At 62.4% G+C, this 18895-nt stretch carries 17 protein-coding genes; 9 read left to right on the top strand and 8 right to left on the bottom strand.

What is annotated here, in order from left to right; translation table 11 throughout:
• Window positions 1-87 precede the first annotated feature (87 nt).
• The 5 genes from AC3EML_RS07310 to AC3EML_RS07290 are packed head-to-tail and all read left to right on the top strand — an operon-like array spanning window position 88 to window position 5405.
• Entirely contained in the window at window positions 88-276 is a 189-nt protein-coding gene (locus AC3EML_RS07310) for a hypothetical protein (protein ID WP_023682045.1), read from the top strand.
• Complete coding sequence (locus tag AC3EML_RS07305; protein ID WP_023669499.1) at window positions 276-1457, top strand: acyltransferase family protein; 1182 nt, start codon at window positions 276-278, stop codon at window positions 1455-1457. The genes AC3EML_RS07310 and AC3EML_RS07305 overlap by 1 nt, the downstream gene beginning before the upstream one ends.
• The gene (locus AC3EML_RS07300) at window positions 1454-2566 is read left to right on the top strand and encodes a glycosyltransferase family 2 protein (RefSeq protein ID WP_023682047.1); all 1113 of its coding nucleotides are present in this window, start codon (window positions 1454-1456) and stop codon (window positions 2564-2566) included. The genes AC3EML_RS07305 and AC3EML_RS07300 overlap by 4 nt, the downstream gene beginning before the upstream one ends.
• Entirely contained in the window at window positions 2563-3609 is a 1047-nt protein-coding gene (locus AC3EML_RS07295; RefSeq protein ID WP_023738159.1) for a glycosyltransferase family 2 protein, read from the top strand. The genes AC3EML_RS07300 and AC3EML_RS07295 overlap by 4 nt, the downstream gene beginning before the upstream one ends.
• Window positions 3609-5405, top strand: coding sequence for an ABC transporter ATP-binding protein (locus AC3EML_RS07290; protein ID WP_031202805.1), 1797 nt, complete (start codon window positions 3609-3611; stop codon window positions 5403-5405). The genes AC3EML_RS07295 and AC3EML_RS07290 overlap by 1 nt, the downstream gene beginning before the upstream one ends.
• Before the next feature lie 123 nt (window positions 5406-5528).
• Here the strand turns inward: AC3EML_RS07290 and AC3EML_RS07285 are convergent, their stop codons facing one another.
• Genes AC3EML_RS07285 through AC3EML_RS07265 form a run of 5 tightly spaced genes read right to left on the bottom strand, consistent with a single transcriptional unit; the run spans window position 5529 to window position 10768 of the window.
• Window positions 5529-6359 (bottom strand): dipeptide ABC transporter ATP-binding protein, encoded by an 831-nt coding sequence (locus AC3EML_RS07285; protein ID WP_023682050.1) that lies wholly within the window; start codon window positions 6357-6359, stop codon window positions 5529-5531.
• Window positions 6359-7204: an ABC transporter ATP-binding protein gene (locus AC3EML_RS07280; RefSeq protein WP_023692618.1), complete on the bottom strand. Its 846-nt coding sequence runs from the start codon at window positions 7202-7204 to the stop codon at window positions 6359-6361. The genes AC3EML_RS07285 and AC3EML_RS07280 overlap by 1 nt, the downstream gene beginning before the upstream one ends.
• Window positions 7204-8088 carry an ABC transporter permease subunit gene (locus AC3EML_RS07275; RefSeq protein WP_050485757.1) on the bottom strand — a complete coding sequence of 295 codons (885 nt, stop codon included), beginning with the start codon at window positions 8086-8088 and terminating at the stop codon, window positions 7204-7206. Before AC3EML_RS07275 ends, AC3EML_RS07280 begins: the two co-directional genes overlap by 1 nt.
• 26 nt (window positions 8089-8114) lie before the next feature.
• Window positions 8115-9122, bottom strand: a complete 1008-nt coding sequence (locus tag AC3EML_RS07270) for an ABC transporter permease subunit (RefSeq protein WP_023669492.1) — start codon at window positions 9120-9122, stop codon at window positions 8115-8117.
• A 47-nt stretch (window positions 9123-9169) separates the two neighbouring features.
• Window positions 9170-10768, bottom strand: a complete 1599-nt coding sequence (locus AC3EML_RS07265) for an ABC transporter substrate-binding protein (RefSeq protein WP_352521636.1) — start codon at window positions 10766-10768, stop codon at window positions 9170-9172.
• A 476-nt stretch (window positions 10769-11244) separates the two neighbouring features.
• Between AC3EML_RS07265 and AC3EML_RS07260 the strand changes: the two genes are divergently transcribed.
• Both AC3EML_RS07260 and AC3EML_RS07255 read left to right on the top strand, forming a co-directional pair.
• The gene (locus AC3EML_RS07260; RefSeq protein ID WP_352521635.1) at window positions 11245-13236 is read left to right on the top strand and encodes a long-chain fatty acid--CoA ligase; all 1992 of its coding nucleotides are present in this window, start codon (window positions 11245-11247) and stop codon (window positions 13234-13236) included.
• Window positions 13237-13264: 28 nt separating this feature from the next.
• Window positions 13265-13972 (top strand): class I SAM-dependent methyltransferase, encoded by a 708-nt coding sequence (locus AC3EML_RS07255; protein ID WP_352521634.1) that lies wholly within the window; start codon window positions 13265-13267, stop codon window positions 13970-13972.
• Window positions 13973-14016: 44 nt separating this feature from the next.
• Here AC3EML_RS07255 and AC3EML_RS07250 read toward each other — a convergent pair whose 3' ends face one another.
• Window positions 14017-15057, bottom strand: a complete 1041-nt coding sequence (locus AC3EML_RS07250; RefSeq protein ID WP_198024921.1) for a LacI family DNA-binding transcriptional regulator — start codon at window positions 15055-15057, stop codon at window positions 14017-14019.
• 190 nt (window positions 15058-15247) lie between these two features.
• Here AC3EML_RS07250 and AC3EML_RS07245 point away from each other — a divergent pair, with 190 nt between their 5' ends.
• Window positions 15248-15577, top strand: coding sequence for a MoaF-related domain-containing protein (locus tag AC3EML_RS07245; protein ID WP_023682056.1), 330 nt, complete (start codon window positions 15248-15250; stop codon window positions 15575-15577).
• A 34-nt stretch (window positions 15578-15611) separates the two neighbouring features.
• Window positions 15612-15998 carry a hypothetical protein gene (locus AC3EML_RS07240; protein ID WP_023740788.1) on the top strand — a complete coding sequence of 129 codons (387 nt, stop codon included), beginning with the start codon at window positions 15612-15614 and terminating at the stop codon, window positions 15996-15998.
• Between the two features lie 135 nt (window positions 15999-16133).
• Here the strand turns inward: AC3EML_RS07240 and AC3EML_RS07235 are convergent, their stop codons facing one another.
• Together AC3EML_RS07235 and pgi are read right to left on the bottom strand one after the other, a co-directional pair.
• Window positions 16134-16865 carry an HAD family hydrolase gene (locus tag AC3EML_RS07235; RefSeq protein ID WP_023682057.1) on the bottom strand — a complete coding sequence of 244 codons (732 nt, stop codon included), beginning with the start codon at window positions 16863-16865 and terminating at the stop codon, window positions 16134-16136.
• The gene (gene pgi, locus AC3EML_RS07230; protein WP_488505392.1) at window positions 16862-18505 is read right to left on the bottom strand and encodes a glucose-6-phosphate isomerase; all 1644 of its coding nucleotides are present in this window, start codon (window positions 18503-18505) and stop codon (window positions 16862-16864) included. The genes AC3EML_RS07235 and pgi overlap by 4 nt, the downstream gene beginning before the upstream one ends.
• Between the last annotated feature and the right edge of the window lie 390 nt (window positions 18506-18895).

The following is an 18895-nucleotide window of genomic DNA, read 5'->3' as shown; positions in this document are numbered from 1 at the left end:
TATTACAGCTCGATAGATATTTTGTGTTGCACTGCACCATTGCCCGGTTGCACCATTTCTTGGGGGATTGGTACTGGGAAGTGCGCCGTGGAGGATTCCGCCAAGTTGATCAGCTTGAATTTTTCGCTGGCCAGCACCGATTTCGAGGCTGCCCCGCGCACAAGGCGCGGGTTTGATGTTGTCGGCGCACTCTCGACGCTGGCAGGCCTCGACCTGAGGCCCGGAATGCAGGGCCGCTGGCTTCATCGGAGATTTCAGACCGGCGGAAATGGCTGATGGCGGTCGCGCGTGACAATCAGTTGGACGCTCTGCGCGCCATCGCTGTCACGATGGTTCTCTATTCCCATTTCCTTGCACCCAACGGGTCCTCCTTTTGGGGCCACATCGGGGTGCGGCTTTTTTTTGTGCTGAGCGGCTTCCTGATCACACGACTGCTGCTCGAAGCGCGCGCCGCGGCCGAATTCAAAGCCGGCCCTGCATTGAGTTCCTTCTACATCAGGCGCGCGCTGCGCATATTCCCGCCCTATTTCGCCGTGCTTGGGTTCGTCTGGCTGACCGATCTGGAGCAGTCCAGTGGATCGCTCGTCTGGCATGCGCTTTACCTGTCGAATTTTTGGTACGCGCTGCGCAACGAATGGACGCCCTGGCTACTCTGCCATTTCTGGAGCCTGAGCATCGAGGAGCAGTTCTATATCGCCTGGCCGCTGGTCGTGCTTCTCGCACCCCGCCGGCGGGTGGAAGCGATCACTATCGGCGTCATCCTGTTGTCGCTGGCCTATCGCTTCTACTGGCCGATCACCGCCACCCCGGCGCTAGCGCGCGACCTGCTGCCGCCAGCATCGATGGACGCGCTGGCGTTTGGTGCTTTGCTTGCCTGCCGGCGGACCAGAGGCGCCGGCCTGCCGCAATGGATGCGGCTAGGCTGGCCAGCCCTTGCGGCTGTCTTCCTGGCGATTGAGTGGCTTATCCCTGCGCCGGCCGATCCTATGCTGGAATGGGCCCGCTGGGCGTTACTGCAGATCCTGCCCCTAGTGCCGCTGGTGGCCGTTGTCGCCGCCTGTTCAGCCGGCCTTGGCGGCGTCCTCGGCAGGGTTTTCGAACTGCCACCGCTGCTGTCACTGGGCCGCATCAGCTACGGCGTCTATCTTTACCATCCGATCCTTCTGTCGCTCGCCGTCAAGTCACAGCCCTGGATCCCGCTCAATGTCTCGGAGCAGGGGCCAGGGCGTTTCCTGGTCGCGAGCGCCGCCACGATCGCCGTCGCTTCGATCTCGTGGACGGCTTTCGAAAAGCCGCTCAACGGCCTCAAGCGCCGCTTCCCCTATGTAGCGCGCCGCCGCTCCCAGGCACGCTCTGGCGATGCCGGCTGGCTCGGCAGGGCGGCGGACGCCTATCCCGGCGGATCCCCCGATGGCCGCGCCGCACTCGAACTCCGGCGAACGGATGCGCAGAGATGACCACCGCGCCGCTCGTCTCCGTCCTGCTGCCGGTCTACAATGCCGGGCCTTATCTCACCGCTGCGCTGGAGAGCATTCTGCGGCAAGACTACGATCGCCTGGAGGTCATCGCTATCGATGACGGATCGACTGACAACTCGCTCGAGATTCTCGAACGATACCGCCGGGCAGACAATCGCGTTTCTGTCATCTCGCGTGAGAACCGCGGCCTCGTCGCCACCCTCAATGAAGGGCTACGACTGGCCCAGGGCGAGCTTGTTGCGCGAATGGATGCGGACGATGTCGCCTATCCCCGGCGCCTCTCGCGCCAGGTCGCACTGTTCGAGCGGCGGCCCGATCTCGGCTTCTGCGGCGCCTGCGTCGATACCTTGCTTCACGGCCGTATCGCCAAAGGCAGGCTAGACCCGGTGTTCCGGCTCGGCCGGCTCGACATATTGTCGATGTTCTTTACGATATTCTTACATCCGACGGTGATCTATAACAGGAAGGTTATTGGGAACAACGATCTCTATTACGATCCAAAATATAGGCATGCCGAGGATTTCGATCTCTTCAGACGGCTTGCCGGCCGTTTCCCGGCGACCATATTGCCCGATAGCCTGCTCGTCTATCGCATCCACGCGGGAAGCGTGACCATGCGGCATGCCAAGGAAATGCGCAGGACGCATTTGCGGATCGTGGCCGAAAATCTCGAGCGTGAGGGGCTTGCGGAAACCACAGCGGATCTGCGCGACATCGGCGAGGCCGTCTCCTTCGACACGGTTTCGCGCGCAGCCGATTTCATCCGTGCGCTCGAAGAGCGGATTTCCGAGCTGCCGACCGACACACGGCCAAGCTTCGAGGCAGGCGCGCTGAACCTGTTCTATTTCCTCTACCAACTCGTCGGCGACGAAGGAGAACCGCCGCTGACCCACGAATTGCTCACGCGGACGGCGAGATGGAATTTCATCCGGCGCCGCGAACAATATGCGCTGCGTCCCGGCGTCTGGGCGCCTTGGCTCAGCCTGCTCTCGATAAGGGCCGGAAAGCGGGCGGACGCGGTGGCGTACTTCTTCAAAACCACGCCGGCCGAAGCGGTGCTTGCGCGTTATCAGCGGGGACTGGTATGACCGACAGGCCCCACCCGCTCCTGCGCGATCACCAGTTTGCGAGTGCACCTGTCCCGACATCTCCCCGATCGGAGCGGCCGTCGCTCGAGGTCAGTTTCATCGTCTGCACGCGCGACCGCGCCGCTGTGCTGGAGGCTTGCATAGCCTCGATCCAGGCCGCATGCCGGGTGCACGCCACCTTCGCGGCAGAGTTGGTGGTGGTCGATAATGGTTCACGGGACGGCACGTCAAAGCGGCTGGCCGCTATCGCCGAAACTTCCGACATCCCAGTCACAGCCGTCTCGGAGACTCGCCCCGGACTAGCCGCTGCCCGCAATGCCGGATTGGCGCGAGCGCGAGGCCGCGTGCTGGTCTTCGTCGACGACGACTGCAAGCTCGACCGCGACTATCTCCGCGACCTGGAGCGGCACTACCGGAGTGGCGAGAAGTGGCTGATCCGCGGCGGCCGGGTCGAGCTCGGTGATGCCCGGGACCTGCCCTTCACCATAAAGCTCCGCGAGGCAAGCGAGCGGCTGACCCCGGCGGTCCACCCCGGCGGCTTCGTGCTCGGCTGCAACATGACCATGCACCGCGACGTCGCGGCCCGCATCGGCTCGTTCGACGAACGCTTCGGCGCTGGCGGCCCGCTACGCTCGGCTGAAGATACTGATTATCTCGTGCGGGCGATGCTGCTCGGCATGCCGGTCGAGTACGTGCCCGACATGACGGTCTTGCATCATCACGGCCGGCGAGACCGCAAGTCGATCGACAGGCTGCACCGCGACTATAGCCTCGGTAATGGTGCGCTGTGCCTGAAACATGTCCGCCACGCCCCTTGGCTGCTTCGCCATGTCTATTGGTCTGCGCGGGCCGCGTTCAGGGAACTGGCGGGCCGTCCTCGCTTTGACCGCGACCTCGATCTGTCGCACTGGCCTATTGTCGTTATGAATCTGGCAGGTGCCGCCAGATTTGCGCTGCTCGTCATGATGGGATGGCCAAAACGGCTGCCGCTGCGCCACGACCGACAAGCCAGCGAAGCCAATGCGGAGGCCAGAGCGCGATAATGTCACTGATTCCGTCAGCCCTGCCAATGCTGCGCCGCGCGCTTGGTGGCAGGCTGTTGCGGCTCGTTCCCGTCGTGGTGGGGCTCGGGCTTGCGGGCGCCGCGCTGGAAGGCCTCGGCATCGGTCTCATCATTCCGCTGCTTGGCATCATTATGGGACGTGGCGAAACATCAGGCATGGCCGGTTTCTCCGCCCTCCTCCAGCAGGTTGGAGCGGACCTCGGCGAGCGCCAGCGGCTGATCGCCATTTCGGCCGCGATCCTCGGTTCGATCGTACTGAAAAATGTCTTTGCCTTCGCCAACACTCTGCTGACCAGCTACATCTACGGCAAGGCAGGTTATTCGATCCGTAGCGCACTGTCGGAGCAGTTGCTCAGGGTCGGCTACCCCTTTTTCCTGCAGCAAAGCCCCGGGCGGCTGCTCAACATCATCTCCAACGAATCCTGGCGAGCATCCGACGCTATCCAGGCCCTGCTCGGCGCGATCGTCAGTGCCTCGGCCGCCGTCATCCTGCTCGCCTTCCTCCTGCTCCTCTCTTGGCAGATGACGCTGCTGGTGACTCTAGGGCTGGCGCTTGTCCAGCTGGCGCACGGGGTTTTGTCGTCCAATCTGAAGGCGCCGAGCCGCAGCGTCGTCTCGCGCAACAGCGCACTGGCGTCGCAGATGCTGCATCTGGTGCATGCCGGGCGCCTGATTCGCATCTTCGGGCAGGAGAACCGTGAAAAGGCGGTCTTCGCCAAAGCGTCCGACGGGGTGCGGCGGGCGGCTTTCGTGCTTTCAATCCGCCAGGGCGTCTTGCCGCCACTGACCGAGGTATTGCACGCGATGCTGTTCCTGGCGGTGGTGATCGGAGCCTGGCTGGCGAATGTAAGCTTCCCGCTGACCGTCGCCTTCCTCATCCTGCTCTACCGACTGCAGCCGCATATGCGGGCCTTGCAGATGTCCTGGAGTCAGTTGCAAGGCATGAGCGGCTCGCTGGAGGAGGTACAATGGCTGCTCGATCCTTCCGACAAGCCCGAGGCGCCGCAGGGCAGCCTGCCGTTCGACGGCTTGCGCCAAGGGATCAGCTTCGATGATGTGAGCTTCGCCTATTCCGGTCCCCTGTCAGGCCCCGACGCGCGCGAGGCGGTGCTGCATAAGGCGGTGTTCGACATCCGCAGCGGCCGCTCGACGGCGCTGATCGGCCGCTCGGGCGCCGGCAAGACGACGATCGTCAATCTCCTGTGCCGCTTCGTCAAACCCGACAGCGGCAGGATCCTCGTCGATGGGGCACCGCTCGATGAAGTGGACCCAAGCCAGTGGCGGCGGAACATTGCCCTGGCCAGTCAGGAGCTGGAACTGGTCGATGGCACCATTTTTGAAAACATTATCTACGGCTACGACACGGCGTCGGCCAGCGACGCCATGCGCGCCGCAAGGCTGGCCGAGGCACATCAATTCATCGAGCACCTGCCGCAGGGCTACGCGACACTGGTCGGATACCGGGGCATCAACCTGTCAGCCGGACAAAGGCAAAGGATCGCCCTGGCGCGGGCGCTGGTGCGCGATCCCGATATTCTCATCCTCGACGAAGCCACCAGTGCGGTGGATGGGTTGTCAGAAGCCGCTATTGTCGAGACGCTGAAATCGCGGGCCGGCCGCCGCACCACCATTGTCATCAGTCATCATTACAGCACCATATCGTTCTGCGACGACGTGGTGATCTTGAGCCGCGGTCGGGTGAAAAAACAGGCCCCCTTCGCAACCCTGGCAACGCTCAGCATGGACGAGCTTTACCAGCACGGAGCGGGTGAGTGATGGGGCGCACCCCAACCTGCGACGCGGCTTGCGCCCGGCAGCTCGCAGATCGCGATCAATCCTGCCGGCAAACCACCGCCGCGACGCATTTCCGATTGTTCAAAAACAATTCTCGGTGGGAGGTCAGGCGGCCTTCTTCTTCGCCAGCCGCGCCTTGATCGAGGCGACGTCGGCGCGCGGCGTCGCGGCGAACAGCGTCCTGGTGTAGTTGTGCTTGGGGTCGGCGAAGACCTCCTCGCGCGAGCCGTATTCGACGGCTTCGCCGAAATACATCACCATCACATCGTCGGCGATGTAGCGCACGACCGACAGATCGTGGCTGATGAAGACATAGGTCAGCTGGAATTCGTCCTGCAGGTCGGCGAGCAGGTTGAGCACCTGCGCCTGCACCGAAAGATCGAGCGCGGAGACCGGTTCGTCAAGCACCAGCAGGCTCGGGTTCAGCATCAGCGCGCGGGCAATGGCGATGCGCTGGCGCTGGCCGCCCGAGAACATGTGAGGATAGCGATTGTAGTGCTCGGTTCCGAGGCCGACTTTCTTCAGCATCCTCATGGCGAGGTCGCGCCGCTCTTCGGCCGGCTTGTCGGTGTTGATGAGCAGCGGCTCGCCCAGCACATCTCCGATCTTTTGGCGCGGATTGAGCGATCCGTAAGGGTTCTGGAAGACGATCTGCACCTTGCGGCGCATCTCCCTGGTCAGGCCGTTCCTTGCGATGTCGACCTTGTTGCCGTCGATGAACAGTTCGCCCGACGTTGCCGGATCGATCAGCGTGATGATGCGCGCCAGCGTTGACTTGCCGCAGCCCGATTCACCGACGATGGCCAGCGTCTTGCCCTTGTCGACGCTGAACGAGACGCCCTTGACCGCATGCACGGTGCGCGCGCCGCGAAACAGGCCGCCGCCGACGTGATAGTCGCGCACGATGTCCTTGCCTTCGACGACCTTGATGCTCATCAGACGCCCCCGGCAGCCGGTTCGAACAGCATGTCCGAGACGGTCGGTAGCCGGTCGCCGACGGCATTTTCCGGCAGCGCCGACAAAAGCGCGCGGGTGTAATTGCTCTTCGGCGATTCAAACAGCGACAGCACGTCGGCCTCTTCCATCTTGCGGCCCTTGTACTGGACGATGACGCGGTCGGCGGTCTCGGCGACGACGCCCATATTGTGGGTGATCATGATCAGGCCCATGCCGTATTTGACCTGCAGCGAGACCAGCAGGTCGAGGATCTGCTTCTGGATGGTAACGTCGAGCGCGGTGGTCGGCTCGTCGGCGATCAGAAGCTTCGGATTGCAGGCGATGGCGATGGCGATCATCACCCGCTGGCACTGGCCGCCCGACATCTGGTGCGGGAACGAGTTCAGCCGTTCGGCCGGCTCGGCAATGCCGACCTGCGTCAGCAATTCGATGGCGCGCTCGCGACGCTGGGCCTTGTCCATGCCCATATGGAAGCGCAGCACTTCCTCGATCTGGAAGCCGACGGTGAAGCACGGATTGAGACTGGCCATCGGCTCCTGGAAGATCATCGACATGTCCTTGCCGACGATCTTGCGACGGTCGGCCGGGCTCATCTTCAGAAGATCGCGACCGTTGAAGCTCATCTGGTCGGCAGTGACCGTCGCCGTCCACGGCAACAGCCCCATCACAGCCAGCATCGACACCGACTTGCCGGAGCCGGATTCGCCGACGATGGCCAGCACTTCACGTTCGTTCACATGGAGCGAGACGCCATCGACCGCGCGGAACGGGCCGGATGCGGTCTGGAACTCGACGACGAGATTGCGGATGTCGAGCAGCGCCATTACGACCTCCTCAGCTTCGGATCGAGCGCATCGCGCAGACCGTCGCCGATCAGGTTGATGGCAAGCACGGTGATGAGGATGGCCAGACCGGGGAAGGTCACCACCCACCAGGCGCGCAGGATGAATTCACGCGCCGAGGCGAGCATGGTTCCCCATTCCGGTGTCGGCGGCTGGGCGCCAAGGCCGAGAAAGCCGAGAGCGGCCGCCTCCAGGATGGCGTTGGAGAAGGACAGCGTGCCCTGCACGATCAGCGGCGCCAGGCAGTTGGGCAGGATGGTGCGCAGCATAAGCCTTATATGGCCGGCGCCGGCGACCTTGGCGGCGACCACATATTCGCGGCTCTTTTCGGCCATGACGGCAGCGCGCACCAGACGGGCAAAGTGGGGTTGCAGGACAAGCGCGATGGCCAGCATGGCGTTGAACAGGCCGGGGCCGAGGATGGTGACCAGAACCAGCGCCAAGAGCAGCGACGGGAAGGACAGGATCAGATCCATGACCCGCATGATCGCCACGTCGACCCAGCCCCGGAAATAGCCAGCCAAAAGGCCGAGCGTGATGCCGCCGACAAGCGCCAGCGTGACCACGACGGCGCCGATGAGCAGCGAGAAACGCGCGCCATAGAGCAGGCGCGAGAGCATGTCGCGGCCGACCGCGTCGGTGCCAAGCAGATATTCCATGCTGCCGCCTGCCTGCCAGGCCGGCGGACGCAAGAAAGCGGTCTTGTCCTGGATGTCGGGCGCATAGGGCGCGAGCAGCGGTGCAAAGAGCGCGGCCAGCACCAAAAGGATGAAGACGAACAGGCCGATGACGGCGCCGCGGTTTACCGAGAAATAGTGCCAGAAAGTCCTGAAGCCGGTCAGTCGGTCAGGGTTGCCGGCGGCCATCGGGGCGATTTCGGTCGACTGGCTCATCACGCCGCCCTGATGCGCGGGTTGATGACGGCATAAAGCACGTCGACGATCAGGTTCACCGCCATGACGATAAGGGCGATCAGCAGCAAGCCTGACTGCACGACGACATAGTCGCGCTTGGATATGGATTCGACCATCCACTTGCCGATGCCCGGCCAGGCGAAGATGGTTTCTGTGAGAATGGCGCCGGCGAGCAGGGTACTGACCTGCAGGCCGATGGTGGTGACCACCGGGATCAGCGCATTGCGTAGCGCATGCACGCCGATGACGCGGGACGACGACAGGCCCTTGGCGCGGGCGGTCCGCACATAGTCTTCGCCCAGCACTTCGAGCATGGCCGAGCGCGTCTGGCGCGCGATCACCGCCAGCGGGATGGTGCCGAGCACAATTGTCGGCAGCACCAGGTGACTCAATGCCGAGCGGAAAGCATCCCACTTGCCGTAGAGCAGGCTGTCGAGGGTCAAGAAGCCGGTGATCGGCTTGATAAAGAACTGAAGGCCGATGCGTCCTGAAACCGGGGTCCAGCCGAGATAGCCGGAGAAAAAGATGATCAGCAGCAGACCCCACCAGAAAATCGGCATGGAATAGCCGACGAGGGCGGTGCCCATCAGCCCCTGGTCGAACCAGGAGCCGCGTTTGACCGCAGCAATGATGCCGGCCGGGATGGCCAGCACCATGGCGAAGATCATGGCGAAGACTGAGAGCTCGATGGTTGCCGGGAAGAGCGTCATGAAATCTTCGATGACCGGCCGCTTGGACGAAATCGACACGCCGAAATTGCCGGTCGCGGCATCGCGGACATAATGCGCGTATTGCTGCCAGATCGGCAAATTGTAGCCGAACTGTTCCTTCAGTTCCGCGTAACGCTCGGGCGACACGCCATGCTCGCCGGCCATGGCAAGAATGGGATCGCCGGGCAGCAGCCTGACAAAAGCGAAGGCGCAGATGGTGATGCCGATCAGCGTCGGCAGCACCAAGACGATTTTGTTTAGGAGATATCGGAGCATCTTGAAAAGCGGGCGGCGCCTGATTGCGCGCCGCCCGCCTAACAGTTCTATTCGGCCTTGTCGACGCCGTCGAAGCGATGAATGCCGAGCGGGTCCATCATGAAGCCGCTGACATTCTTGCGCACGACTGCGTAGACCTGGCTGTGTGCCATGAGGAAGGCCGGAGCCTGCTTCTGGAAGACAACCTGTGCCTCTTCATAGAGCTTGGTGCGTTCGGCCTGGTCGCTGGTCTTCTTGGCCTTCTGGATCAGATCCTCGAAGTCCTTGTCGCACCAGCTGGAGTAGTTCGACACGCCGATGGCCGAGCAGGCGAACAGCGTGGCGAAGAAATTGTCCGGATCGCCATTGTCACCGGTCCAGCCGATCTGGAAGGCGCCCGGCCGTTCCTTCTTCTTGCCTTCCTCGCGGTACTTCGTCCACTCGTAGCTGACGATTTCCGCCTTGACGCCGACCTTCGCCCAGTCAGCCTGGATCAGTTCGGCGGCGCGCTGGAAGTTCGGGTTGTAGGGACGGACGCGGTCGGAGGCCCAAAGCTGGATCTCCTTCAATCCGGCATCGGCCAGCACCTTCTTGGCTGCTTCCGGATCATAGGCGTCGGACTTCACGTCCTTGTTCCACGACCACATGGTCGGCGGGATCAGGTTTACGGCCGGCGTGGCACCGGCGTCCTGGAACAGCGACTTGATGAGCGATTCCCGATCGATCGCCTGGTTGAGCGCATGGCGCACTTCAGGCTTGTCGAGCGGCGGGATGGTGGTGTTGTAGCTCATATAGCCGATGTTGAGGCCAGCCTGATCCATCAGGGTCACGTCGGCGTTGGCCTTGATCGTGCCGATGTCGGCAGGATTCGGATAGGGCGCGATATCGCATTCGCCGGCGAGCACCTTCTGGATGCGGGCGGTGGCGTCAGGCGTGATCGCGAAGACGAGATCGTCGATCTTCTCCTTGCCCTTGAAGTAGTCCGGGTTGGCCGCATAGCGGATGACCGAATCCAGCTGGTAGTCGACGAACTGGAACGGACCTGTACCGACCGGCTTGGTCGAGAAGTCGGCCATCTTGCCGTCTTTTTCCAGCTGGTCGGCATATTCCTTCGACACGATCGAGGCGAAGTCCATGCCGAGATTGGCCAGCATCGGCGCGTTCGGCTCGGTCAGCGTCAGCTTCACGGTCAGGTCATCGACCTTTTCCCACTTGGCGACGTATTTCGGCATGTCCATGCCGGTGTAGTAGTCCCAGGTCAGGTTCGGCAGGTACTCCTCGCCGTTCCAGGGGTTTTCCTTGTTGAACTGGCGATCGAACGAAAAGACGACGTCGTCGGCATTGAAATCACGCGTCGGCTTGAAGAAATCCGTCGTCTGGAACTTCACGCCCGGATGCAGGTGGAAAGTATAGACCAGACCGTCGTCCGAAATCTCCCATTTGTCGGCGAGACCGGGCACAACTTCGGTGCCGCCATGCTTGAACTCGACCAGGCGCGAATAGACGGTGCGCGACGAGGCGTCGAAGTCGTTGCCGCCCGTCGTGGTACCCGGGTCGAAGTTGGCCGGCGAGGCCTCCGAGCAATAGACCAGCGTCTTGGCATTGGCCACACCGCCGAGGACGCTTGCAGCCAGCAACGCGGCTGCAAAAGTCAGTTTCTTTTTCATTGAGCACTCCCTGATGTTCTTCCAAGCCCCTCTATAGGCTCGCGAAGCGCGCATATAAGCACCGTTTTTCCGGCTTTGGAACACCCTGTTTGCCTACCCCTCCGTAAGCAGAAAATATTTCTCGGTCTTTGACGAGCTGCAGAAACAAATAGCAAAATCTGCTAATCACGGGATTGTTAACGACCGCATTTTTTCATTGATCGCAGCAATCGTAAGCCAAAAATCCACAAGCCTGGGTTTCGCCACCGAGATGACCGGACGGCATTGCCTGAGCTGGCATCGCGGGAAGGATTTCGACGGCAAATCTTTGCCGTCCTGCCGCTGGGGCAAGACTTGCACGGCCGCCGATAGTCGCAATAGATAGATGACACGCTGGATTTTCCGGGAATCCGCGACATCGATGCAGCGGAGGACGCCTCACCACATCGAGGCGGCGCAGCAGGAGCAGGCAACAGAACGACCGAGGGAGGCTAGAGGTGGCGAAAGCAACAAAGACAACGGCCCCGGCGAAAGCAAAAGCGGCGAAAGCTTCAAAACCGGCCGCCGCTGCCGCCAAGTCGAAAGCGCCACCGGCCAAAGCCACTCCCGCCGTCAAGCCAACGGCAACCTCGACGCCGGCGAAGGCAAGCGCCAACCCGGCAGCGAAACCTGCGGTCAAGCGCGCGGCGAAGACAACACCCGCTGCAAAGCCCGCCCAGCCGCCAGCCGCGAAGACAACCGCGGCGAAGCCCGCCTCGAAGCCGTCGCCGGGCGCGGCCAAAAAACTGCCGAATACGCTGACGGCGCTTGCCGCGGGCTTGCCGGAAAAGCCATGGCTAAAAAGCTATTCGAAAGTCGTGCCGGCGGAGATCGGCGCCCTGCCCTACAGTTCGATCGGCGACTTCCTCGTCGGCGCCTGCAAGCAGTTTTCCGGCCAGCCGGCATACGTCTGCATGGGCAAGTCGATCTCCTATGCCGAACTCGAGCGGCAATCGGCCGCCTTCGGCGCTTATCTGCAATCGAAGGGCCTGCAGAAAGGCGCACGCGTGGCGCTGATGATGCCGAATGTGCTGCAATATCCGGTGGCGATGATGGCCGTGCTTCGCGCCGGCTATGTCGTGGTGAACATCAATCCGCTCTACACGCCGCGCGAGCTCGAACATCAGCTCAAGGATTCCGGCGCGCAGGCGATCGTCATTCTGGAGAATTTCGCCAGCACCCTGGACGCGGTGATTGCCAGGACGGCGGTGAAGCATGTGGTGGTCGCGGCGATGGGCGACATGCTCGGCGGCCTCAAGGGCACGATCGTCAACCTGGTCGTGCGCCGGGTGAAAAAGATGGTGCCGGCCTGGTCGCTGCCCGGCCATGTCAAGTTCAATGCGGCGGTGAAGGCCGGCGCCGGCATCGCCTTCAAGCCGGCCAAGATGGAAGCCAGCGACGTCGCCTTCCTGCAATATACAGGCGGCACCACGGGGATTTCCAAAGGTGCTGTGCTGCTGCACTCCAATGTGCTGTCCAATGTCGCGCAGAACACGCTGTGGCTGCAGGACGCCTATGCGATCAAGCCGAAACCGGCGCATCTCAACTTCATTTGCGCACTGCCGCTCTACCATATCTTCGCGCTGACGGTGAACGCGCTGATGGGCATGCAGCAGGGCGCCCAGAACGTGCTCGTTCCCAACCCGCGCGACATTCCCGGCTTCGTCAAGGAGCTGCAGAAATACCCGATGCACATTTTCCCCGGCCTCAACACGCTGTTCAACGCGCTGCTCAACAACGAGGATTTCCGCAAGCTCGACTTCAAGCCGCTGATCATGACGCTGGGTGGCGGCATGGCGGTGCAGAAGGGGGTGGCCGAGCGCTGGAAGGCGCTGACCGGCAATTCGATCACCGAGGGCTACGGGCTGTCGGAGACCTCGCCGGTGGCCACCGCCAACAAGTTCAGCGACAGCAATTTCACCGGCACGATCGGCCTACCGCTGCCGTCGACCGAGATCGTCATCCGCGACGATGACGGCAACAACCTGCCGCTGGGCGAAGTCGGCGAGATCTGCATCCGCGGGCCACAAGTCATGGCCGGTTACTGGAACCGGCCGGACGAGACCGCCAAGGTGATGACCAAGGACGGCTTCTTCAAATCCGGCGACATGGGCTTCATGGACGAGCGCGGCTACACCAAGATCGTCGACCGCAAGAAGGACATGATCCTGGTCTCCGGCTTCAACGTCTATCCCAACGAACTCGAGGAAGTCGTCGCCCAGCATCCGGGCGTGCTCGAAGTGGCGGCGGTCGGCGTGCCGGACGAGCATTCGGGCGAAGTGCCGAAGCTGTTCATCGTCAAGAAGGATCCGGCGCTGACCGTTGAGGCAATCACTGCGTATTGTCGCGAAAACCTGACCGGCTACAAGCGGCCGAAATACATCGAGTTCAGGACCGAACTGCCGAAGACGCCGGTGGGCAAGATTTTGCGCCGGGCGCTGCGGGAATAGTTTGAACGGCGAGCCAAGCGACGGCGGGATGGCGGACGATAGTCGGCGTCCCGATGCAGTAGTGTTCATCAAGGCGAACCTGCGGCTTGCGCCCGTTCCCGCCCTTCGTGAAATCCAGCTCTATACGGCTCATCCCGGCAGCGGCCTGAGGCGGCTTGTCGAGTGGCGAGCTTATGGATCGGAAGACGGCAGCCAAACCGAGCAGCACGAAGCTGAGCCGCAGCCGCCCTACTGGGCCTATGCCTGGGCCGGCGGCGCCGTGCTTGCGCGCTATATACTCGACCATCCGCAAAGCGTGGCCGGTAGCCGCGTGCTCGACCTCGGCGCCGGCTCGGGCCTCGTCGGCATCGCCGCCGCCAAGGCCGGCGCCAGCGCGGTGATCGCGGCGGAGATCGATCGCAACGGCGTCGCCGCGATCGGCCTCAACGCGTTGGCCAACGGCGTCGAGATCACCATTGTCGACCAGGATATCACGACGGGCCCGCCGCCAGCGGTCGACCTCGTGCTTGCCGGCGACGTGTTCTACGGCCGCGAGGTTGCTCTGCGGATGATCCCGTTCCTCGACCGCTGCCTGGCAGCCGGCATCGAGGTGCTTGTCGGCGATCCCCGCCGCGCCGATCTGCCGCTGTCGCGGCTACGATTGCTCGCCGAATATCAGGTGCCGGATTTTGGCGACGCGAAGGGTGCTTCGACCAGGCCGAGCGGAGTGTTTTCGTTTGAAGCCGATGAGCGCTGAAGCGGCAACGCCCACCGTTGAATACCCGGTAAGGGTGGCCCGGCCTAACCGCGTGGTCGGGCGGTCGAGCCGCGGACCAACAGTTCGACCGGTATGATCACTTGGCTCGGGGCGCCGTTTGCAAACACCGTCGTGGCGGCAAGTCTCCCCTTCCCGACAATGTCTTGAGCCACTGTCGTGAGTGGAGGCGTGGTGCGCGAAGACTCTGCGGTACCATCGAAGCCGACGACCGACACGTGCTCGGGTACATTGATATTGCGCCGACGCGCTTCGTCCAGGACGGTGATCGCCTGCCAGTCCGACATAGTCAGGATCGCCGTTGCCTGCGGAACCTGGTCGAATACGACCTCTCCGGCCGAAGGATCACCTGGAGTCGTCTCGATGATCGGGACATTGTCGATTGACAGACCGAACTCAGCCAACCCTTGGGCGAAGCCGAAAAGTCTCTCCTGATCGAGTTGAAAACCGGCAGAGATAGCGCGCGGGGAATTGCCAGGCAAATGGACGATGGGTGACCCCGATGTGCGCCGAATGGACAGGATTGCAAAACGCCGATGTCCAAGAGCAGCCAGATGCCTGATGGCCGCCAGCGCCCCGCTCCTGCCGTCTATCCGGATAGAATTGACGTCCGGACCGGCATCGCTCTCGAGGATGACGAAGGGCAGCCGCCGGCGACGTAAAGACGCGATCAACTCGATGTCCGCGCTGTGGCCCAGAATGAAGCCGTCAACCAAGGCCTCTCGAATGGTGGAGGTGCGTGTTTCGTCCGTACCATTGACCAAACTCAATGTCGCTCCAGCCTCGTCACAAGCAAGCGAAACGCCAAGCACCAGCTCACGCAGATATGGGCTCCTGATCATGTCGGCAATGGCATATGCACCTGGAGGGATAAGGCCAAGGGCGTTAAACCTCCCGTCGCGCAGCACGCGTCCTCTCGGATCGGGGCCATCATAACCGAGCTGGCGAGCCGCGGCCTCGACGCGCCGGCGCAGATCGGACCGCACCAGGTCCGGATGGTTGAAAACGTTGGAGACAGTACCGCGGGAGACTCCCGCGACCCGGCCGACATCGGCGAGCGTAGGCATTTTAGAAGCGTTCATTTCCCTCAGTTAGACAATTTTTTGGAACGCTCCAAGTTTTTTCTTGACGCCAAGCGTCAAATGATGGAATTTGCACTTGGAGCGCTCCAAAAACTAAAAAATTGCAGATTTCCGGTCTCTGTGCCGGACATCGGCCAAGCGTGCCTGATTTCGCAAATCATTAAGGAGGACTAGGATGGCTACGACCAATGGTGCTCCGACCTCACTCGTCGGAAAGACTTTTGATTGCTTGTTCGGACAATTTGTACCGAGGTTGACGGTCCTGTCGCCGACCGAATTGCGGGTGCAGGCGACGATCGGCGCTACAAAGATCGACGAGGTGGTTCAGAGCAGTCTGACCGGCGTTCGACCCGGACTTGTCATCATGAGTTGGACCGAGCAAGGCGGCAACTTCGTCGTGCAGGTTCAAGATCACGAGAACCAGATCGTTCATAACTATGCGCGACTGGCGGACGGGCAGCAGTTCTGCGCGCAAGGCACAATTCAACCAGTGACGACGGCGTGAGGGCCGCCTGTCTATCTGAGAGGAGAATTACGCCATGACCACCAAGGTGATCGACCAGACCGACCCTACACAGTGGGATCCAAAGCTTGACGCCGTTATCGCGGCTCCCGGAAACCATAAGGTGTTGTTTGAGAATGACCGGCTACGTGTGCTTGAGGTAATCCTCAAGCCCGACGAGGAAGAGCCGACACATCACCACCGCTGGCCTTCAGTATTCGTGTTCGATGAGGTGGAAGGCCCTATCCACGACTTCGCGCCGGATGGAACCATGATGCCGCCCAATCGAGATGTCGTCCAAGCGGTTCAGGCATGGGACGGTCAAGGGTGTCTTGTGGTGCATATGGCCCCCCAACCAGCGGGTCGCGTGCTCAACGCTTCGAGCAAGACCCTGCACGGTATCCGCGTCGAGATGAAGTCATAGCAGGCGTGATCCTGGCCAACGGAATCCGCGCACGCTGAACGTCCGCTTTTGAGGATTCAGGCCTTAAAGCTGCAGTCGGCCTGCGGCCTAAGAACGGACGTTCGGTACTTCGCGCTTCACCCCAGGCACTCCCCGTCAAACCGTCTCCTTGACCCGCGCCGACAGAAAGTCCGGCAGGTCGGCAACAGAATCGAGAACGACGTCGGCGATCGCCGACAGCGATTCACGCGTGCCGGTGCCGGAGAGCACGCCGACCGCCAGGCCGCAGCCGCCGGCACGCGCCATCTCCAGGTCGTGGCGGTTGTCGCCGACCATGGCGATCTCGGACGCCTTCAACCCGGTCAGGTCGCAAAAGGCGACGATCGTGTCCGGCGCCGGTTTCGGATTGGCGACCGCGTCATAGCCATAGGCGGCGGTGAACAGCTGCGCGACGCCAAGCGTGACCATGGTCTTTTCCGCACCGGCAGTCGAATCGTTGGTGGCGACGCCGAGCCGGTAGGATCGCTTGTGCAAAGCCGTCAGCGCCACGACGATGCCGGGCAAGGCCACCGCCATCGATGAGCCTTGCACCGAGGTGATCTCGTTGAAGCGGGCGACGGCCAGCATCTGGTCCTCGTCGGACAGGCGCGGGAACCACAGTTCGACGACATCCATATTGGTGCCCGAGGCGAAGATGGAATCCGGCTTGAAGCGCTTGGCGACAAAATCGAAGCCCGCCGCTGAAAGCAGCCTGTCGGCTTTCCAGCGATCGCCCTCGGCGGCGTCCATGGCCATGAAATCGGCAATGCTGAGCCAGGTCGCGTTGAAATCGACAAGCGTGCCGTCCTTGTCGAACAAGATGCCCTTGATGTCGGCCGGATTTTTCATTGAGCCCCCCGCAGTTGCTGGATGCGCGCCACCAGCCCGGCGGTCGATGCGTCGCGCTTGTCGGCGCTCTCCTTGCCTTCCACGACTGGCAACAGGCCGGTCGCCAGCTCCTTGCCGAGCTCGACGCCCCATTGGTCGAAGGAATTGATGTTGAACAGAGTGCCTTCGACGAAGACGCGGTGCTCGTAAAGCGCGATCAGCCGGCCGAAGGTGCGCGGGTCGAGCTTACGGTAGAGGATCGTCACCGAGGGGCGGTTGCCGGAGAAGACACGGTGCGGGGCTATTCTGTCGACATCGGCCGGCTTCATGCCCTTGGCCAGCATCTGCGCGCGCGCCTCGTCCAGCGTGCGGCCCTTCATCAACGCTTCCGACTGCGCCAGGCAATTGGCAAGCAGTAGATCGTGCTGGTGCTTGAGATCAGGCTCATGGCCGACGGCAGCGGCAAGGCACTCGACCGGGATGAAATCGGTACCCTGGTGCAGCAGCTGGAAGAAGGCGTGCTGGCCATTGGTGCCGGGCTCGCCCCAGACCAGCGGTCCGGTCGGCGTCGTCACCGGCGTGCCGTCGAGGGTGACGCCCTTGCCGTTCGATTCCATGTCGAGCTGCTGCAGATAGGCCGGCAGCCTGGAAAGGCGCTGGTCATAAGGGATGACCGCACGCGCCGGATAAGCGCAGATCACGCGATGCCACCAGCCGACCAGCCCCAGCAGCGCCGGCAGGTTCTTCTGCAGGGGTGCGGTGCGGAAGTGCTCGTCCATCTCATGCGCGCCGTCGAGGAAGGCGCGGAAATTGCGCGGACCGATGGCGATCATCACCGGCAGGCCGATGGCGCCCCACAGCGAATAGCGGCCGCCGACCCAGTCCCAGAAGCCGAACACGCGATCCGCTTCGATGCCGAACTTGGAAACCAGGTCGAGCGCGGTCGAGACGGCGGCGAAATGCTTGCCGACAGCTTCCTTGCCGAGCGCCTTCTGCACCCATTCGCGCGCCGTCTCGGCATTGGTCATCGTCTCGACCGTGGTGAAGGTCTTCGAGGCGATGATGAACAAGGTGGTTTCGGCCGACAGGCCCTTCAGCGTGTCGTGGATATGGGCGCCGTCGATGTTGGAGACGTAGTGCGCGCGCGGGCCGTCGTGATAGGGCGCCAGCGCCAGCGTCGCCATGGCCGGGCCGAGATCGGAGCCGCCAATGCCGATATTGACGATGTCGGTAATCTTCTTGCCGGTGGCGCCGGCGGCCTTGCCGGAACGAATGGCATCGGCAAAAGCGCCCATGGCGTCGAGCACGGACAGCACATCCGCCTTGACGTCCTGGCCATCGACCGTGACGCCCTTGCCCGAGAGGTTGCGAAGCGCCGTGTGCAGCACGGCGCGGTCCTCGGTGATGTTGATCTTCTTGCCGGAAAACATTGCGGCCCGGCGACCTTCGAGATCGGCGGCGGCGGCGAGCTTCTCGAGCAGTTCCATCGTGCGCTGGTCGACCGCGCATTTCGACCAGTCGAGCAAAAGGTCGCCGTCGCTGGCCGAAAACGTCTCGAAGCGCTTGGGGTCGGCGGCAAAAGCCTCGCGCATCGTGCCCGATGCCGCCGCGCGCGCAGCACGCAAGGCGACAAGCTGTTTGTCGAAGGAGGAATGATCCAATGCCGGCTCCTGATCGTTTTTCACGACATCTTATCAGACCGGATGTTTCCGGCGCGTGTCGTCGGGGTGATGTTATCGAGCCGAATTCCCCATGTTTCAATGCGTGGGGATGACGCAGTGCAGCATAGTGCGATCTGATGGAGCTACGACGCTGCGCGTCGCGCTGGATGATGTGATGGGAGTAGCGACGACGCTACGCGTCGCGCTTGGGATAATGAGGCGCGACGACGCTTCGCATCGCGCGGGCGTCCGCGCTGCGGGAGGACGAAAGCGTCACCCGGGGATGCGACGACGCTGCGCGTCGCGCATAGATCACTGGCATAAATCCCAGCGATCAGAAAAATTGATTGGCGCAACCCCTTGTGCCACGGTTACCTTCCGCTGGTCCAG

Source organism: Mesorhizobium sp. P170090, assembly GCF_057786115.1.
This window is presented reverse-complemented; position numbering and strand designations above follow the sequence as displayed.

Excerpts from the sequence above, each read along its gene's own strand:
- AC3EML_RS07265 (WP_352521636.1), bottom strand. The coding sequence starts at position 10,768 with ATGAAAAAGAAACTGACTTTTGCAGCCGCGTTGCTGGCTGCAAGCGTC.
- AC3EML_RS07240 (WP_023740788.1), top strand. The coding sequence starts at position 15,612 with ATGACCACCAAGGTGATCGACCAGACCGACCCTACACAGTGGGATCCA.
- AC3EML_RS07300 (WP_023682047.1), top strand. The coding sequence starts at position 1,454 with ATGACCACCGCGCCGCTCGTCTCCGTCCTGCTGCCGGTCTACAATGCC.
- AC3EML_RS07255 (WP_352521634.1), top strand. The coding sequence starts at position 13,265 with ATGGCGGACGATAGTCGGCGTCCCGATGCAGTAGTGTTCATCAAGGCG.
- AC3EML_RS07235 (WP_023682057.1), bottom strand. The coding sequence starts at position 16,865 with ATGAAAAATCCGGCCGACATCAAGGGCATCTTGTTCGACAAGGACGGC.
- AC3EML_RS07290 (WP_031202805.1), top strand. The coding sequence starts at position 3,609 with ATGTCACTGATTCCGTCAGCCCTGCCAATGCTGCGCCGCGCGCTTGGT.
- AC3EML_RS07285 (WP_023682050.1), bottom strand. The coding sequence starts at position 6,359 with ATGAGCATCAAGGTCGTCGAAGGCAAGGACATCGTGCGCGACTATCAC.
- AC3EML_RS07280 (WP_023692618.1), bottom strand. The coding sequence starts at position 7,204 with ATGGCGCTGCTCGACATCCGCAATCTCGTCGTCGAGTTCCAGACCGCA.
- AC3EML_RS07245 (WP_023682056.1), top strand. The coding sequence starts at position 15,248 with ATGGCTACGACCAATGGTGCTCCGACCTCACTCGTCGGAAAGACTTTT.
- AC3EML_RS07270 (WP_023669492.1), bottom strand. The coding sequence starts at position 9,122 with ATGCTCCGATATCTCCTAAACAAAATCGTCTTGGTGCTGCCGACGCTG.
- AC3EML_RS07250 (WP_198024921.1), bottom strand. The coding sequence starts at position 15,057 with ATGCCTACGCTCGCCGATGTCGGCCGGGTCGCGGGAGTCTCCCGCGGT.
- AC3EML_RS07305 (WP_023669499.1), top strand. The coding sequence starts at position 276 with ATGGCGGTCGCGCGTGACAATCAGTTGGACGCTCTGCGCGCCATCGCT.
- AC3EML_RS07295 (WP_023738159.1), top strand. The coding sequence starts at position 2,563 with ATGACCGACAGGCCCCACCCGCTCCTGCGCGATCACCAGTTTGCGAGT.
- AC3EML_RS07275 (WP_050485757.1), bottom strand. The coding sequence starts at position 8,088 with ATGGCCGCCGGCAACCCTGACCGACTGACCGGCTTCAGGACTTTCTGG.